Here is a 17,237-nt window from a genome sequence, read left to right on the forward strand (position 1 = left end):
CTGCCCGTAACCGCTTCGCTCGCTACACGCTGCACCTTCACTTTCTTGCCCGGTTGGGCAAACCTCAGGGGGCTCTTTGTATGCTGACCCTGCTCGATTTGCTGTCAGCGGTCGCCCTGTTGATCTGGGGCACACACATCGTGCGTACCGGCATCCTTCGGGTGTACGGCTCGCAACTGCGCCAAGTCATCAGCCAGAACATGTCCAGGCGGCCGCTGGCGTTCATTGCCGGCATTCTGGTTACTGCGCTGGTGCAGAGCAGCAACGCCACGGCGATGCTCGTCACCTCGTTCGTCGGCCAGGGCCTGATGGCGCTGACGCCTGCGTTGGCGATCATGCTCGGCGCCGATGTCGGCACCGCGTTGATGTCGCGAATCCTCACCTTCGACCTGTCCTGGCTGTCGCCGCTGCTGATCTTCCTCGGGGTGATTTTCTTCCTGTCGCGCAAGCAGACGCGCATCGGCCAGCTCGGGCGTGTCGGCATCGGTCTGGGGTTGATCGTGCTGGCGCTGCAATTGATCGTCACCGCTGCCGCGCCGATTACCCAGAACGCCGGGGTCAAGGTTCTGTTCGCCTCGTTGACTGGCGATTTGCTACTCGATGCGCTGGTGGGGGCGATGTTCGCGCTGATCTCCTACTCCAGCCTCGCTGCCGTACTGCTGACCGCGACCTTGGCCGGTGCCGAAATCATCAGCTTGCCGGTGGCCATCGGCCTGGTGATTGGCGCCAACATCGGCAGCGGCTTGCTGGCGTTCCTCAGCACCAGCATGCAGAACGTTGCCGGTCGACAGGTCGCACTGGGCAGCCTGCTCTATAAATTGCTCGGCCTGCTGCTGATCATTCCGGTGCTTGATCCGCTGGTGCGCTGGATGGACACCCTGGGTTTCAGCCCGCAAGACATGGTCATCGGCTTCCACCTGACCTACAACACCGCGCGGTGCCTGCTGATGCTGCCCACGGTTGGTCCGATGGCGCGGCTGTGCTCGGCGATGCTGCCGGAGCGGCCTGAAGTCAATGGCCTGGCCAAGCCGCGCCATCTTGACCTCACAGCGCTGTCGACACCCAGTCTGGCGTTGGCCAACGCGGTGCGCGAAACGCTGCGCATGGGCGACCTGATCGAAGGCATGCTCAGCTCGATGCTCGAAGTGCTGCGCGGCACGCAAACCGCCGTAACCCAGGAAATGCGCCGCCTCAATGACGACGTCGAGGCGCTGTACAGCGCGATCAAGCTGTATCTGGCGCAGATGCCTCGGGAAGATCTCAGCGAGCAGGACAACCGGCGCTGGGCGGAAATCATTGAGCTGACGATCAACCTGGAACTGGCAGCCGGCCTGATCGAGCGTATGTTGCGCAAGATTCAGCAGCAAAAAACCTCGCAGCGCCGATCCTTTTCCGAAGTCGGCCTGGAAGAACTGGCCGGGCTGCATACGCAGCTGTTGTCGAACCTGCGCCTGGGTCTGTCGGTATTCCTCAGCGGCGATCCGGAAAGCGCCCGCCAGTTGCTGCGCGAAAAACGCCGCTTCCGCGCCCAGGAGCGGCGTCTGGCCCATGCCCACGTCAGTCGTCTGCAACGCAAAGTGGTGCAGAGCCTGGAAACCAGCTCGCTGCACCTGGAACTGATCGCCGACATGAAGCGCCTGAACTCGCTGTTTTGCAGCAGTGCCTATGCGGTGCTGGAAACGGCCGACACCGGCGCCTTGTCCAGTGAAAGCCAGCCGGATCCATCAGCGTAAACAGACACGGTGTGAACGTACCGGGCGCATCGAAGTCTGTTAAACATACTGGCCCGCAAGGAAGCACGTTTTATGCGTTGCCTGCTGTTCGCTTGTCTGTTTCTGCTTTCATCCGCCTCACCCGCACTCGACCGCTTTCAGGTCGAGGGCTACCTGCTGCCCAACGGTTTGCAATTGCTGCTCAAGCCCGGCTATGAAAAGGGCCATGTGGCGATTCGCCTGGTGGTCGGCATCGGCTTTGATGATTTCAGCTGCGCGGACAAGGAGCTGCCGCATTTGCTGGAGCATTTGCTGTTCAGCGGCATTGATGACAGCGGCGAAGGCGGCCTGGAAGAGCGCATGCAGGCCCTCGGCGGCGACTGGAACGCGTTCACCAGCAATACCGACACGACCTTCGTCATCGAAGCCCCGGCGCAGAATCAGCGCAAGGTGCTCGACCTATTGCTGGCCGTACTGAGCAAAACCCATCTGGATCAGCCTGCGCTGGATACCGTCAAGCGTATCGTCGAGCGTGAGGACGGCGGCCATTACTCACACCTGCAACGCTGGCTGGACCGCAAGGATCTGGGCCACAGCGCCAGCAGTCAGCTGGCCGTGGAGCTGGGTTTGAAATGCCCCGAGCGTCCGGAAGTGGATCATTTGACGCTGGAGCAGATCGACGACGTCTACAAATCCTGGTACGCCCCCAATAACATGACGCTGATCGTCGTCGGTGACCTGGATCGGTTGCTGCCCAGCTATCTGGAACGCACGTATGGCGAACTCGATGCGGTTGACCCCATCGATCATCCGCCGCTGAACCAGGCGCGCAATACCGCCGAGGCTGAACGCACGCTGATTCGCGGCGGTCTGGGCGAAGGCGCGCGGCTGCACTTGATCCTGCCCGAGCCGCAGCTGGAAGATCAGCCGGATGAAACCATGGAACTGGTCAAAGCGTATCTGGACTGGGCGCTGTACAGCGATTTGCGCCTCAAGCACGGTTTGTCTTACGGCCCGTCCATCGAGCGCGAGGTGTTTGGCGACAGCGGCTTCATGAGCCTGAACGCCGATGTCGAGCGCGATGACGTGGATGAGGCCAGAGACGTTATTCGCGCAACGATCACGCGCCTGCAAAAAGATGGCTTTGATCCGGCGACGTTCGCCCGGTTGCAACAAGCGGCAATCGCCAAGCAAGCCTGGGCGGTGCAGGGCAACAGCGCGTTGGCTGACTATTACTGGGGCGCGCTGAACGACTACGAAAAAGGCCGCTTCGCCGACCCGTCCAGGCGCTTCAAGTCCGTCAGCCTGGACAATGCCAATCGAGCCATGCGCGAATTGTTGAATCAACCGGGTTATTGGCGAATCGAGCAGCCGTTGCTGACCTACACCGGTTTGTACTGGCTGGGCGCGGCGCTGTTGGGGATTCTGGTATTGATTGTGTGGTTGGCCTATCGCCGAACCAACACCCGCTAGCAGGAGGGGACTTGTCCCCGAAGGCGTCAGGCACCGGCGTCTTCGGGGACAAGTCCCCTCCTGCCGGTTGTGTGTGGATCGGTAGGACCGGACTTGTCCGGGAAGGCGTCGGGTCTGGGGATGAACATCTTCAGCGCTTGCACTGGCCTCTTCGGGGACAAGTCCCCTCCTGCCGATTTTCGCTGAGTTGAAATTTCAGGTTTTTCCGCACACCCAAACAATGATTTCCCCGACAGCGCTGTTATCCTGCAGCCGCTTTTTTCCGTGACACCAAAGCAGATCGCTCAAATGCCCGAATGGAGTTCCTACATCACGCGTATCACCAATCTGATGAAGCGCTATCCGGGCCTCATCGCGGCGGGTGGTTTCATTTCGGGGATCGGCAGCTTCATTCTGGTAGATCGTCAGGAAGGCCTGGCGACCTGGATTGCGGTGATCATGCTGGTCAGCTGGGTGTGGCTGATGATCGAAAGCAGCGCCGTGGCGTTGTTCACCAAAGTCTTCAAGCGCGAAGTGCCCACCGGCCTGCTGCGCTACGGCACGCAGATGATCCACCAGGAAAGTCTGTTCTTCGTGCTGCCGTTTTTCTTCGTCACCACGACCTGGAACAGCGGCCAGTCGATTTTCACCGCCGTGCTTGGCGCAGCCGGACTGGTCTCGATTGTTGATCCGCTTTACTACAAATGGCTGGCGACGCGGCGCTGGCTGTTCATGGCCTTCCATACGCTGACGTTGTTTGCGGCGCTGCTGACCGCCTTGCCGATCATCGTGCACCTGACCACGGCCCAGAGTTACAAATGGGCGCTGATTATCGCCATCGTCCTGTCGTTTCCCAGTTTGATCTCTGCGTTACCGCTCACCACCTGGCGGCGCGGCATGGCGCTGGTCCTCGCGGTTTTGCTGATGGGCGGCGCGGGCTGGTTGCTGCGCTCGTGGGTGCCGCCGGCCACGCTGTGGTTGACCGAGGTCGCGGTCAGCACGGATTTTGATAACAAAAACCGCGCGCCCGGCGATAGCATCAGGCAGGTCAGCGCCAATCAGGTTCGCAATGGCGGTCTTTATGCGTATACGGCCATTAACGCGCCGCGTGGCCTGGACGAGCGGATTTATCACGTCTGGCGCCATAACGGCAAAGAAGTGGATCGCATCGCCCTGGATATTCGTGGCGGGCGCAAAGAGGGTTATCGTGCGTGGACGCACAAACAGAATTTCCCGGCCGATGCGGTTGGCAAATGGCAGGTTCGGGTATTGACCGAGGACGGGCAGATGATCGGCGTATTGCGCTTTGAAGTCACCGGCACCGATCAGCCGGCGGTCATTCGTCCTGTCGGGAAAATCACCCGCTTGAAACCCGGTGGCGATGGCGGCGCGGGCGATCCAGAGCCACAAACGCCGAAAGCCGAAGAGACCAAGCCGGCCACCGATGCGCCAAGTGCGCCGGCAGCTCCGGATAAACCGGCCGTTCCAGATAACTGACAGGCCCGACCATGACCACGCGCACGCTGGCCACATCCACCGCAGTCAGCCCCGCCAGTGCCCCGGCGCTGGCGGGCACGGCGTTGCTGGACACGACAACCAGTCCGGCCCAGCTGCGGATTGCCGGTGACTGGACGCTGGCGCACTACCGAACGTTGAAACAGCAGACCGACACGCTGGGCGGCAACTACGACGCCAGCGTCCCGGTGGACATGACGCGCCTGCACGCGCTGGATACCGCTGGCGCCTCGTTGCTGGTGGAGTTGCTGGGCACCGAGCGTCTGGCCAAATTGTCGGTACAGGCCCCGGACCTGCCGCTGTCCAGCCGCGCCTTGCTGCAAACCATCCAGTCCGCCTTGTGCGACTACTGCGCGCCAGTCAAGGATCCGGAAATCGCGGTCGGCATGCAGTTGTTGTCGCGGATTGGCTGCGCAGTCGACAAGATCTGGACCGACACTCTGCAATTGCTGGGCTTCATTGGCCTGATCCTGGAAACCATCGTCACCAATGCATTGCGGCCGCGCCGCTGGCGCATGACGTCGGTGTTCGTCCACATCGAGCAGACCGGCCTCGACGCGGCGCCCATCGTCGCGTTGCTGACGTTTCTGGTGGGCGCGGTGGTGGCTTTTCTGGGCGCCACGGTGCTCAAGATCTTCGGCGCGACGGTGTTCACCGTGGATTTGGTGGCGTTTTCGTTTTTGCGCGAATTTGGCGTGCTGCTGACGGCTATTCTGCTGGCCGGCCGCACCGCCAGCGCCTTTACGGCGCAGATTGGCTCGATGCAGGCCAACGAAGAAATCGACGCGATCCGCACGCTGGGCTTGAGTCCGGTTGAGCTGCTGGTGGTACCACGCGTGCTGGCGTTGCTGGTTTCGCTGCCGATTCTGACTTTCGTGGCGATGCTCTCCGGGATCATCGGCGGCGGTGTGGTGTGCGCGATTTCCCTGGATATTTCCCCGGCGATGTTCCTTTCCCTGCTGCAAGCGGATATCGGCGTACAGCACTTTCTGGTGGGCATGGTCAAAGCGCCGATCTTCGCCTTCCTGATCGCGGCCATTGGCTGCCTTGAAGGCTTCAAGGTCAGCGGCAGCGCCGAGTCTGTCGGGGCGCACACCACTTCAAGCGTCGTGCAGTCGATTTTCGTGGTGATCGTGCTCGATGCCATGGCCGCGTTGTTTTTCATGGAGATGGGCTGGTGAGGACGATGCCGAAAACCCGTGATCCGGTGATTGAAGTGCGCGGCCTGTGCAATCGGTTTGGCAGCCAGAGCGTGCACGAGAACCTCGATCTGGACCTGTATCGCGGGGAAATTCTCGCGGTGGTCGGCGGTTCGGGCAGCGGCAAGTCGGTGTTGCTGCGCAGCATTGTTGGCCTGCGCCGGCCCGATGCGGGCAGCGTTCGGGTGTTTGGCCAGGACCTGCAAGGCGCTTCGGATCAGGAGCGCTCGTTGGTGGAGCGGCGCTTTGGCGTGCTGTTTCAGAAGGGCGCCTTGTTCTCTTCGCTGACCCTGACGGAAAACGTCGCGCTGCCGCTGATCGAACATGCGGGCCTCAATCGCGACGAGGCGGAACATCTGGCGGGGGTCAAGCTGGCCCTGGCCGGGCTGCCGCTGTCCTCGGCGCACAAATACCCGGCGTCGCTGTCCGGCGGCATGATCAAGCGTGCCGCGCTGGCCCGGGCCTTGGCGCTGGACCCTGACATCCTGTTTCTCGACGAACCGACTGCGGGCCTTGATCCGATTGGCGCGGCGGCGTTCGACCAATTGATTCTGACCCTGCGCGATGCGTTGGGCTTGAGCGTGTTTCTGGTCACCCATGATCTGGACACGCTGTACACGATCACCGACCGGGTCGCGGTTTTGTCGCAGAAGCGCGTGCTGGTGGCGGATCAGATCGACAAGGTCTCGGCCACCAACGACGCCTGGATTCACGAATACTTCCATGGCCCGCGCGGCCGCGCGGCATACTCCGCTTCCTTGCCTAAAGAGGTCTGACGATGGAAACCCGTGCCCATCATGTATTGATCGGCCTGTTCACCGTGCTGGTGGTCGCTGCGGCGCTGCTGTTCGGCTTGTGGCTGGCCAAGTCCAGCGTCGACAGCGCGTTCAAGGATTACGAAGTGGTGTTCAACGAAGCCGTTACCGGGCTTTCGCAAGGCAGCGCGGTGCAATACAGCGGGATCAAGATCGGCGACGTGATCACGCTGCGTCTGGACCCGAAAGACCCGCGCCGGGTGTTGGCGCAGATCCGTGTCACCGGCGAAACGCCCATCAAGCAGGACACGCAAGCCAAGCTGGCATTGACCGGGATCACCGGCACCTCGATCATCCAGCTCAGTGGTGGCACGCCGCAGAGTCCGGAACTGGTCGGGCATGACGGCAACTTGCCGATCATCATCGCTTCGCCATCGCCGATTTCCCGGCTGCTCAACGACAGCAGCGACCTGATGAGCAGCGTCAATCAACTGCTGCAGAACGCCAATCTGATGTTCTCGGCCGATAACGTGAAGAGCCTGAGTCGCACCCTGGACCATCTTGAGCAAACCACCGGCGCCATTGCCGACCAGCGCGACGATATCCGCCAGACCCTCAAGCAGCTCGCTCAGGTCGGCAAACAGGCGAGCGCGACCATGGAGCAGACGGCAGCGCTGATGCGCAACGCCAACGGCATGCTCAACAGCGACGGCAAGCAGATCTTCAACAGCGCTGAGCAGGCGATGAAGTCGTTGCAACAAAGCAGTGCGACCATCAATCGCCTGCTTAATGGCAACCAACAGTCGTTGGACAGCGGCATGCAGGGTTTGGGCGAGCTGGGGCCGGCGGTCCGCGAACTGCGCGACACCATGAGTTCACTGCGCGCGATTTCCCGTCGCCTGGAAGCCAATCCCAGCGGTTACCTGCTGGGCAGCGACAAGAACAAGGAGTTTGAGCCATGAGGCCCGCACAGATATTGAAACCTGTAGGAGGGGACTTGTCCCCGAAAAAGTCAGCCCGGACAGCGTTATTTTTCCGGCTGTCGCGTTGTCTGGCCCATTGCATTCGGGGACGAGTCCCCTCCTACCGATCCGTCAGGCTGTTTCTACTCAGCACCTTCCTGCTCACCAGCGCCTGCTCGATTCTGCCCAAATCCGAGCCGTCTGACGTTTACCGGCTGCCAATCAACGCGACTGTCAGCAAAGCCGCCAATGCTCAACCGATGAACTGGTCGTTACGCCTGGCCCGGCCCAAGGCCAGTGAAACCCTCGACAGCCCGCGCATTGCCGTAGTGCCGCAGGGCGATTTGATCAGCAGTTACAAAGGTGCGCGCTGGAGTGATCCGGCACCGGTGCTGTGGCGTAATCGTCTGCTCGATGCGTTCGCCCGTGACGGCCGTGTGCCGCTGCTGAGCACCGATGACAGTAACTTGCAGGCTGACTTTGAGGTCGGTGGCGAATTGCAGGCGTTTCAGAGCGAATACCACGGCGAGGCTATCGAGGTGGTGATCCGTCTGGATGCGCGTCTGGTCAGCGACAGCCAGCGCATTGTCGCCACGCGGCGCTTCGAAGTACGCCAGCCGCTCAACGACAAGCAGCTACCCGCCGTGGTGGCGGGCTTTGGTAAGGCCGCTGACGTGCTGGCCGCGCAAGTTCTGCAATGGACGGTCGAGCAGGGCCAGCGGCATTACGCAGCGGTGGCGCCGAAGAACCAGTAGCAGACGAAAATCGCCGCGATCACCCCGGCCAGTTCCGCCAGCAGCGCGCAACCTACAGCGTGGCGCGCACGCTGGATACCGACTGCGCCGAAATACACTGCCAGCACGTAGAAGGTGGTTTCGGTGCTGCCCTGAATGGTTGCGGCCACCAGCGCCGGGAAGCTGTCCACGCCTTGGGTCTGCATGGTTTCGATGAGCATTGCCCGGGCCGCGCTGCCGGAGAACGGCTTGACCAGCGCGGTGGGCAACGCATCGACGAAGCGTGTGTCCAGACCGAACCAGTTGACCAGATGGCGAATGCCTTCCAGGCCAAAATCCAGCGCCCCGGAAGCACGCAACACGCCTACCGCGCAGAGCATCGCCACCAGATACGGCAGCAGACTTTTGGCGACGTCGAAGCCTTCCTTTGCGCCTTCAACGAACGCTTCGTACACCTTCACTTTGCGTAACGCGCCGATGATCAGGAACAGCATGATCAGGCCGAACAGCGTCAGATTGCCGAGGATCGACGACAAACCGGCCAAGGCCGCTGCCGACATGGTTGCCAGCAAGGCCATGAAGCCGCCGAGGATCAGTGCGCCGGGGATCAGGTACGCGAGCACCACCGGGTCCCACAAGCGCAGGCGCTGCATGACCGCCACCGACAGCAGGCCAACCAAAGTCGAAGCGCTGGTGGCCAGCAGGATCGGCAGGAATACCAACGTCGGGTCCACAGCGCCTTGCTGGGCGCGATACATGAAGATCGTTACCGGCAGTAACGTGAGTGACGAAGCGTTGAGTACCAGAAACAGGATTTGCGCGTTAGTGGCGGAGGTTGGGCTTGGATTGAGCTCTTGCAGCGAGCGCATGGCTTTCAGGCCGATGGGCGTGGCGGCGTTGTCCAGGCCCAGTGCGTTGGCGGCGAAATTGAGGGTAATCAGGCCGATGGCTGGGTGTCCGGCCGGGACTTCCGGCATCAGGCGCAGGAACAGCGGGCCAAGTGCTTTGGCGAGCCAGTCGACGATTCCGGCTTTTTCGGCAATCCGCAAAAAGCCCAGCCAGAGGGTGAGGGTGCCGAACAGCAGGACCATCACTTCGACGGACAGCTTGGCCATGGCGAAAATGCTTTCGACCATCGCCGCGAAAATCCCCGCGTTACCGCCAATCAGCCACTGCGCCAATGCAGACACGGCGGCCACGACAAAAAAACCAAGCCATAGGCCATTGAGCATCAGTAAGTCCCCCCGAGATGCGGCGATGATAGCGGCGGGGGGATAAACAACAAAGGGTGAATGGCAAAAGGGCCTGATTGATCCGAGGACCGGCTCGCAGGACCGGCTCGTAGGACCGGCTTTAGCCGGGAGAGCAATCTTGCGGCACCAAGGTGGCGTCGAAGCGACCGACGCCCTCCCGGCTAAAGCCGGTCCTACGGATTGCGTTCAAATATCCCGGATCGCTGTCTCACCCGCTGGCAACGGCTCTTTGCTGCGCCAGTGTGGCAGGGAGTTCCAGTAGCGTTGGCCTTTGGCGTCGTCGTACATGCCTTCCCAGCGGGAGATGACCAATACGGCCAGGGCGTTGCCGATCACGTTCAAGGCGGTGCGCGCCATGTCCATGATGCGGTCCACGCCGGCAATGAATGCCAGGCCTTCCATCGGAATGCCCGCGCTGCCCAGTGTTGCCAGCAAGACCACGAACGAAACGCCCGGAACCCCGGCGATGCCCTTGGAGGTGACCATCAAGGTCAGGACCAGCATCAATTGCGCGCCGATCGACAGATCGATGCCATACAGCTGCGCGATGAAAATCGCTGCGATGCTTTGATACAGCGTCGAGCCGTCGAGGTTGAACGAATAACCGGTCGGGACCACGAAGCTGCAGATCGCTTTTGGCGCGCCGTAGGCTTCCATCTTCTCGATGACGCGCGGCAACACGGTTTCCGAACTGGCGGTGGAGTAGGCCAGCACCAGTTCGTCCTTGAAGATGCGCATCAGCTTCACGACCGAGAAGCCGAACATCTTCGCAATCAGGCCCAGCACCACGAAGGCGAAGAAGGCGATGGCCACGTAAACCAGGATCACCAGCTTGGCCAGCGGCAGCAGCGAAGCGAAACCGAAGTTCGCCACGGTGACGGCAATCAGGGCAAATACGCCAATCGGCGCGTAGTTCATGATCATGTGAGTGACCTTGAACATGGTTTCCGAAACGCCCTGGAAAACCCGCACCAGCGGATCACGCACTTCGGCCTGCAGGCTGGACAAGCCCAGCCCGAACAACACCGAGAAGAAGATGATCGGCAGCATGTCGCCACGGGCGATGGCGGCGAAGATGTTCGACGGGATCAGGTTGAGGATCGTCGCGATGAACGCGTGATCGTGCTGAACCTCGGCGGTGGTCTTCTGATACTGCGAGATATCCACAGTGCCCAGCGTGCTCATGTCGATGCCGGAACCCGGCTGGAACAGATTGGCCAGCACCAGCCCGACCAGAATGGCGACGGTGGTGACGATTTCGAAGTAAATGATGGTTTTCAGGCCGATGCGACCCAGCTTTTTGGCGTCGCCGACGCCGGCAATGCCCACTACCAAGGAAGAAACCACAATCGGGATGACGATCATCTTGATCAAACGGATAAAGATATCGCCCGCCGGTTGCAGGATATTGCTGATCCACCACGCTTTTTCAGCGCTGAAATGGTTAAGCAGTGCTCCCAGCGCAATCCCGAGAACCAGACCAATGAGAATCTGCCAGGCCAGGCTCAGCTTTGCCTTCTTCATGTCGTTACCTTTTTCAAGTGGCTAGGACATCTCTAAAACCGACACGCTCGACGTTGCTCGTTCCACAGCAGCTGCGAGGGCATGGATGCCTTTAGAGCTGTCCTGAGAAGGTCGCCGCAAACGAGCATCCTGGCTCTGTAGCGGGCGAAAAAAGGCGCAACTATTGGCACCGGACGCCGCACCGTCTAATGCCGAAAACGACTACCCCATGCCGAATCGGCATAATGTCGTTTTAGCCTGAAAGTGTCGCAAAGCGTTGGATGGATACCGCTATTCGGCTGGGAAGTGGCTAATACGTCGCCTGTGGCGCGATAGGCCTACAGAATCAGAGGAGATTTCGAGTGCAGAAATTTGGTTGGCGCGGGGATTTTTCCTACGGATTTTGACTGACGTGCGGCGATGTGACGCGCGGGTTGATCAACCCGAAAATGGTAAAGCGCAACGCAGGTCCGGGAATGACCCTCGATGTTATTCGAGAAGCCGATCATGGACGTGCGCTGCGGTTTTCCTGACCCGGCCCTTGCGGAAGTACTCCCTGTACTCCTAGGTCACTTCGATCCGAACAATCAAAGCGTCCCGGCCCCATGGTCATGCGCCAGTCGTCATCGGACTGCGCAGCGCTCAGAAGAGCAGCCCTCAAGCGGGCGCGCTCTTCTGTCTTTAAATCAGTACCAGTTCGGATCCTTGCGCAGCTGCTCTTGCAGCAAAGCCTGCATACCTTCGTCCGGCTTACCCAGGAAGCGATAAGTGGCGTGGCGAGTCGGCGATTTGTCAGCGGGCAAACCCGCAGGCACATCGACCAGCATCGCGTAGGCATCCTGCTTGTCGAGGCTATACGCCACGATCAAGCGCTCGCTGCGGCACGAGTCAGCCTTTTCGCACAGCGGTCCGACTATATAAGGCTTGCCGTCTTCCGTAACGGCATTCATCTGCTGCTCTGAGACACCAGAAAGATTGATCACCCAGTCGGGCAAGCGCTCTTCCTTCTTCACGACGCCCATCCATGTCTGCCGATACTCGGGGGCGGAACTCAACAGTTCGTTGACCCGAGTCTGTCCATCATTGGCAGCCATTGCCATGGCGCTACCGCCCATGAGCAGGGCGGCGGCCAGAGAGTGGAGAGAAGCACGCATGTGTCAGCCTCGGCCGCGACGGCCAAAGAAGAAGGACACAACGAACATGACCAGGAACACGACGAACAGGATCTTGGCAATGCCTGTAGCGGTGCCAGCGATACCGCCGAAGCCCAGAACTGCAGCGACGATGGCGATGATTAGAAACGTGATTGCCCAACTCAACATGGTGATTCTCCTTTACTACTGTTTTAAATAATGTGGTGTGCTGCGTTCACTGCAAGGCGGGTTTAGAAAACCCAGGTTTGCCTCTGCGGCAATTCACTGACTTCAACATTGCCCTCTACCGGAGTCAGACTCAGGGCGGTGTCCTTGGCCATCGGCACGCTGACCGTGGAATACGACTGGCTGTGAGTGAAGTGCTGTTTGATCTGGGGTGCTTCGGAAGCACTGCTCCAGTGTTGATACTGCTGAATCGAAAGCAAAGTGACCAACAGGGCCAAGGTGGCGAATAAGAGTTGCTGGATGTGCAGAGGCGAAATACGCAGTTGTGCAAGACGCTGGCTGTTCATCCGAGTGCTCCTTCCACCTTGGTGGACCTTCAATCTTGATCTTGTGAGCCGGTAAATTCACGGCTGGGTTAAGAGGTATATTGCAGACTGTATGCCAGCTTTTGATTGATTATAAAGCCTATATAAATCAGTGACTTACAAAGTCTATTCACGGCAGTTGAGTAGCATCCTGCACGATTGACCCTTTGCGATCGTGCGTTCTGCACGAACGCACGATGTTCCCGGATGGCCAAGGCGCCGCGCAGGTCAGCCCGCCGTACGCGCCATGACCTTCAAAGCGTCGGCATTGACGCCTTTGACGCCGCGAATATTGCGCGCGGTTTCCACGGCCAGTTCCTTCTCGGCGAAGTTGGCGACGATGCCATTGAGGGTTACCAAGCCTTCCTTGGTTTCAACTTTGATATTCAGGCCGTCGAGGTTGCGGCTGTAGATCAGGCTGGATTTCACCTTGCTGGTGATCCACGCGTCGCTAAGCTGTTCCACAGGATTGGCCGACGGTGGCTGAACCTTGGAGGCAATGGAGTCCTGGGCGCTCAGGCTGACCAGATTGTTGACGCTGGTTACGCCGTTGGTGTTGCTCGCCAGACTGCCGGCCAGTTCCTTGGCTTCGGGGCTGGTGGCGCGACCTTTGAGGGTGACGACGCCGTCTTTGCTGTCCACGTCGATGTTCAACGCTTCAGTGACGCTGTTCCACAGCAGCTTGGATTTCACGGTGGCAGTCAGCGTGGCGTCCTCGAAGCTTTGCGCCAGATTGGCCTTGGTGCCGGGTTCGGCGGCAACGTTGGCATCGACTTCCAGCTGGTTATCGACCTTATCGATACCACTGACGTCCAGGGCAATCCGTTGCGCCAGTTCGCGGTCCACTTCGTTTTCGACTTTACCTTTGAGAATCGCAGTGCCTTGTTCGACGTTGACGTCGATCTTGAACGGGCTCAGGTGGCGATTCAGTGCGAAGGCGGTCCAGATCGAACCTTCCTGCCGCGCTTCGGCCAGTTGACTGGGCAAATCTTGCTGAGCGGCGCTGGCAAGCAGCGGGTTCATCCCCAGCACAGTGATTGTTGCGGTGGCCAGGGCGAGCTTTTTCAGCGGGTGCATGGCGCATCTCCATCAATTGCAGTACGTAAATTTCATTTCATCGCCTGCGGCGAAAAGCTAAAGAAACCCGCAAGGGCCATGCCAGCGAATATTCCTACTGAATTTTCAACAAATTCAGCGTCTTACTGTTTAAGGTGGCAGACAGTTACCATGCAGCACGCCGAATCAATCAGAATCGACCATGCAACTTGCCCGATTATTCTGAGACTAACCCAAGACAATTCACTTAGGAGCGTAGGAAAAATGGAAGCAGCCACTGAGAATCAGGGCCGTATTCTGCTTGTGGATGACGAATCCGCGATCCTTCGCACGTTCCGTTACTGCCTGGAAGATGAGGGCTACAGCGTCGCGACCGCCAACAGCGCAGCGCAGGCGGAGACGTTGCTGCAACGCCAGGTATTCGACCTGTGCTTTCTGGATTTGCGACTTGGCGAAGACAATGGCCTGGATGTTCTGGCGCAAATGCGTATCCAGGCGCCGTGGATGCGGGTCGTGATTGTCACGGCGCACTCGGCCGTCGATACGGCGGTGGATGCCATTCAGGCGGGTGCCGCCGATTATCTGGTCAAGCCTTGCAGCCCGGACCAATTGCGCCTGGCTACGGCCAAGCAGCTGGAAGTGCGCCAATTGTCGGCGCGGCTCGAAGCGCTGGAAGGCGAAGTGCGCAAGCCCAAGGACGGTCTGGATTCCCACAGTCCGGCGATGATGGCGATCCTGGAAACCGCGCGCCAAGTCGCCAATACCGACGCCAATATCCTGATTCTTGGCGAGTCCGGCACCGGTAAAGGCGAGCTGGCGCGGGCCATTCACGGCTGGAGCAAGCGCTCGAAGAAGTCCTGCGTGACCATCAACTGCCCGTCGCTGACTGCAGAGCTGATGGAAAGTGAGCTGTTCGGTCACAGCCGGGGTGCATTTACCGGCGCCAGCGAAAGCACGCTCGGCCGGGTCAATCAGGCCGACGGCGGTACGCTGTTTCTCGACGAGATCGGTGATTTTCCGCTCACGTTGCAGCCCAAGTTGCTGCGTTTCATCCAGGACAAGGAATACGAGCGGGTGGGTGATCCCGTCACGCGTCGCGCTGACGTGCGCATTCTTGCCGCGACCAACCTGAACCTGGAAGACATGGTGCGCAGCGGTCGTTTCCGTGAAGACTTGCTGTACCGCCTGAACGTCATCACCTTGCATTTGCCGCCATTGCGCGAACGCAGCGAGGACATTCTTACTCTGGCTGATCGCTTCCTGGCGCGCTTCGTCAAGGAATACGCCCGTCCCGCTCGCGGTTTCAGCGAAGAGGCGCGGGCCGCGCTGCTCAATTATCGCTGGCCTGGCAACATCCGCGAGCTGCGTAACGTCATCGAGCGCGCCAGCATCATTTGCCCGCAAGAGCGCGTTGAAATCAGCCACTTGGGCATGGCCGAACAACCGACCAGCAATGCCCCGCGCGTCGGCGCAGCCCTGAGCCTGGACGAGCTGGAAAAAGCTCACATCGGCGCAGTGCTGGCGACCAGCGAAACCTTGGACGCGGCGGCCAGGACGCTGGGCATCGACGCCTCGACGCTCTATCGAAAACGCAAGCAGTACAACTTATGAAACGACGCCCATGAAATTGGCGATGAAGTTGCGTACCCGGCTGTTCCTCAGCATTTCTGCCTTGATAACCGTTGCGTTGTTGGGGCTGATGCTGGGATTGGTCAGTGTCATGCAGATGGCCAAGTCCCAGGAGTCTTTGATTCAGCAGAACTTCGTGACGCTGGATATCGGCCTGAAACTGCGGCAGAACCTCGGCGATCAGTTGGTCATGATGCTCAATGAAACGCCCGATCCCGCGACGCTCAAGGCCGCGCAGGATCAGTTTCGCGAGTTATTGGCCCAAGGCGTCGAGCACGATGCGCAGATTGACATCGACAACGGCTTCCGGGCAGCCAGCGTTGACTACCAGAAGTTCCTCGAAGCGTACGCGCAAACCCGGGAGGTTCCGCGGACCCTGCGCGACAATACCGAGCTGAGTCAGTACTTCAACACGCTGCGCAACAACCTGCTGGCGGCCCATCGACAATCGTTGAGCAATATCAGCGATGCCGAAAGCCATTCCCGTGAACGCGCTTTATGGGTTGCCGGATTGCTGGGTTTGGTGGGCATCGCGGTGCTGTGCATCGGGTTCATTACTGCTCACGGCATCGCGCGGCGGTTTGGCGCGCCCATTGAAGCCTTGGCCAAGGCCGCCGACAAAATCGGCCAGGGCAATTTCGAGGTCACGCTGCCGATTTCGTCGGCGGCCGAAATGAACCTGCTGACTCGCCGTTTTGGTGTCATGGCTGAAGCATTGCGCCAGCATCAGGCAACCAATGTCGACGAACTGCTCGCCGGCCAACAGCGCTTGCAGGCAGTGCTGGACAGCATCGATGACGGCTTATTGATGATCGACCGCCAAGGGCGCCTTGAGCACCTTAACCCGGTAGCTCAGCGCCAGCTCGGCTGGGACGAGGAAAGACTCGGCCAAGGCCTTGGCGAGGCCTTGCAGCGTCCCGAGCTGGACGAACAGCTCTACCTGACGTTGCGCGGCGGCACGCTGGAGCGGGCGCCGGAAGATCTGTCGATTGAAATCGATGGCGAAACCCGCTTGCTGACCTACAGCCTCACGCCGGTGAGCCACACCAAGGGCCACATTCTGGGCGCGGTGATGGTCTTGCACGACGTGACCGAGCAGCGCGCCTTCGAGCGCGTGCGCAGCGAGTTTGTCCTGCGGGCCTCACATGAGTTGCGCACACCCGTGACCGGCATGCACATGGCGTTCGGCCTGCTTCAGGAGCGGGTGCATTTTGCCGAGGATTCCCGCGAAGCGGACCTGTTCAATACCGTCAATGAAGAAATGCAGCGCTTGATGCAGCTGATCAACGACTTGCTGAATTTCTCGCGTTATCAAAATGGTCTGCAAAAGCTGACGCTGGAGCCGTGCTCGGTCGATGAAATGCTCGAACAGGCGCGCCTGCGCTTTGAAGAGCGGGCCGGGGAGCGGGACATCGTGCTGACCGTGGAAGTCGAGGATCAGCTGCCACAGATGAACGGCGATCGCGCTCAGCTGGAGCGGGTGCTGGACAACCTGCTCGACAACGCGATCCGTCATACCCCGGAAAAAGGCCTGATCCGCCTCCAGGCCAGGCGCCATGGCGAGCGGGTGATCATCAGCGTCGAGGACAATGGCGAAGGTATTGCCTACGGCCAGCAGGGGCGCATTTTCGAACCCTTCGTCCAGGTCGGCCGCAAGAAAGGCGGCGCCGGACTTGGCCTGGCACTGTGCAAGGAAATCGTGCAACTGCACGGCGGCCGCATGGGCGTCTATTCCCGACCGGGGCAGGGCACGCAGTTTTATATGGCGTTGCCGCTTTAGGTT

The 17,237-nt window shown here is 60.0% G+C and carries 15 protein-coding genes; 9 read left to right on the forward strand and 6 right to left on the reverse strand.

Going from position 1 to position 17,237, the window contains the following annotated elements; translation table 11 throughout:
- The first annotated feature begins 80 nt into the window (after positions 1–80).
- The 7 genes from CFII64_RS23420 (at position 81) to CFII64_RS23450 (ending at position 8,350) form a co-directional block, all read left to right on the forward strand.
- Entirely contained in the window at positions 81–1,733 is a 1,653-nt protein-coding gene (locus CFII64_RS23420) for a Na/Pi cotransporter family protein (protein ID WP_020293337.1), read from the forward strand.
- Between the two features lie 72 nt (positions 1,734–1,805).
- Positions 1,806–3,185, forward strand: a complete 1,380-nt coding sequence (locus CFII64_RS23425) for a pitrilysin family protein (protein WP_020293338.1) — start codon at positions 1,806–1,808, stop codon at positions 3,183–3,185.
- Between the two features lie 288 nt (positions 3,186–3,473).
- Complete coding sequence (locus CFII64_RS23430; RefSeq protein WP_020293339.1) at positions 3,474–4,661, forward strand: DUF5924 family protein; 1,188 nt, start codon at positions 3,474–3,476, stop codon at positions 4,659–4,661.
- An 11-nt stretch (positions 4,662–4,672) separates the two neighbouring features.
- Complete coding sequence (locus CFII64_RS23435; protein ID WP_020293340.1) at positions 4,673–5,860, forward strand: ABC transporter permease; 1,188 nt, start codon at positions 4,673–4,675, stop codon at positions 5,858–5,860.
- Between the two features lie 5 nt (positions 5,861–5,865).
- Positions 5,866–6,654 carry an ABC transporter ATP-binding protein gene (locus CFII64_RS23440; RefSeq protein WP_020293341.1) on the forward strand — a complete coding sequence of 263 codons (789 nt, stop codon included), beginning with the start codon at positions 5,866–5,868 and terminating at the stop codon, positions 6,652–6,654.
- 2 nt (positions 6,655–6,656) lie between these two features.
- Positions 6,657–7,595, forward strand: coding sequence for an MlaD family protein (locus CFII64_RS23445; protein WP_020293342.1), 939 nt, complete (start codon positions 6,657–6,659; stop codon positions 7,593–7,595).
- 101 nt (positions 7,596–7,696) lie between these two features.
- Positions 7,697–8,350: an ABC-type transport auxiliary lipoprotein family protein gene (locus CFII64_RS23450; RefSeq protein WP_044901658.1), complete on the forward strand. Its 654-nt coding sequence runs from the start codon at positions 7,697–7,699 to the stop codon at positions 8,348–8,350.
- Here CFII64_RS23450 and CFII64_RS23455 read toward each other — a convergent pair.
- The 6 genes from CFII64_RS23455 to CFII64_RS23480 form a co-directional block, all read right to left on the reverse strand.
- Positions 8,320–9,561 carry a nucleoside recognition domain-containing protein gene (locus CFII64_RS23455; RefSeq protein WP_020293344.1) on the reverse strand — a complete coding sequence of 414 codons (1,242 nt, stop codon included), beginning with the start codon at positions 9,559–9,561 and terminating at the stop codon, positions 8,320–8,322. The two genes, CFII64_RS23450 and CFII64_RS23455, sit on opposite strands and share 31 nt — an antisense overlap.
- Before the next feature lie 207 nt (positions 9,562–9,768).
- Complete coding sequence (gene gltP, locus CFII64_RS23460; RefSeq protein ID WP_020293345.1) at positions 9,769–11,106, reverse strand: glutamate/aspartate:proton symporter GltP; 1,338 nt, start codon at positions 11,104–11,106, stop codon at positions 9,769–9,771.
- 665 nt (positions 11,107–11,771) lie between these two features.
- Positions 11,772–12,239: an inhibitor of vertebrate lysozyme family protein gene (locus tag CFII64_RS23465; RefSeq protein ID WP_020293346.1), complete on the reverse strand. Its 468-nt coding sequence runs from the start codon at positions 12,237–12,239 to the stop codon at positions 11,772–11,774.
- Positions 12,240–12,242: 3 nt separating this feature from the next.
- Complete coding sequence (locus tag CFII64_RS23470) at positions 12,243–12,407, reverse strand: DUF1328 domain-containing protein (protein WP_002555679.1); 165 nt, start codon at positions 12,405–12,407, stop codon at positions 12,243–12,245.
- 62 nt (positions 12,408–12,469) lie between these two features.
- On the reverse strand, positions 12,470–12,751 hold the full coding sequence (locus CFII64_RS23475; protein ID WP_020293347.1) for a hypothetical protein: 282 nt from the start codon (positions 12,749–12,751) through the stop codon (positions 12,470–12,472).
- A 246-nt stretch (positions 12,752–12,997) separates the two neighbouring features.
- Positions 12,998–13,846 (reverse strand): BON domain-containing protein, encoded by an 849-nt coding sequence (locus CFII64_RS23480; protein ID WP_020293348.1) that lies wholly within the window; start codon positions 13,844–13,846, stop codon positions 12,998–13,000.
- Positions 13,847–14,089: 243 nt separating this feature from the next.
- Between CFII64_RS23480 and algB the strand changes: the two genes are divergently transcribed.
- The gene (gene algB / locus CFII64_RS23485) at positions 14,090–15,436 is read left to right on the forward strand and encodes a sigma-54-dependent response regulator transcription factor AlgB (RefSeq protein WP_020293349.1); all 1,347 of its coding nucleotides are present in this window, start codon (positions 14,090–14,092) and stop codon (positions 15,434–15,436) included.
- A gap of 10 nt (positions 15,437–15,446) precedes the next feature.
- A complete protein-coding gene (locus CFII64_RS23490; RefSeq protein WP_020293350.1) occupies positions 15,447–17,234 on the forward strand; it encodes a KinB sensor domain-containing domain in 1,788 nt (595 codons plus the stop codon).
- The last annotated feature ends 3 nt before the right edge of the window (positions 17,235–17,237 follow it).

It is taken from the genome of Pseudomonas sp. CFII64 (assembly GCF_000416235.1).
GTDB lineage: Bacteria > Pseudomonadota > Gammaproteobacteria > Pseudomonadales > Pseudomonadaceae > Aquipseudomonas.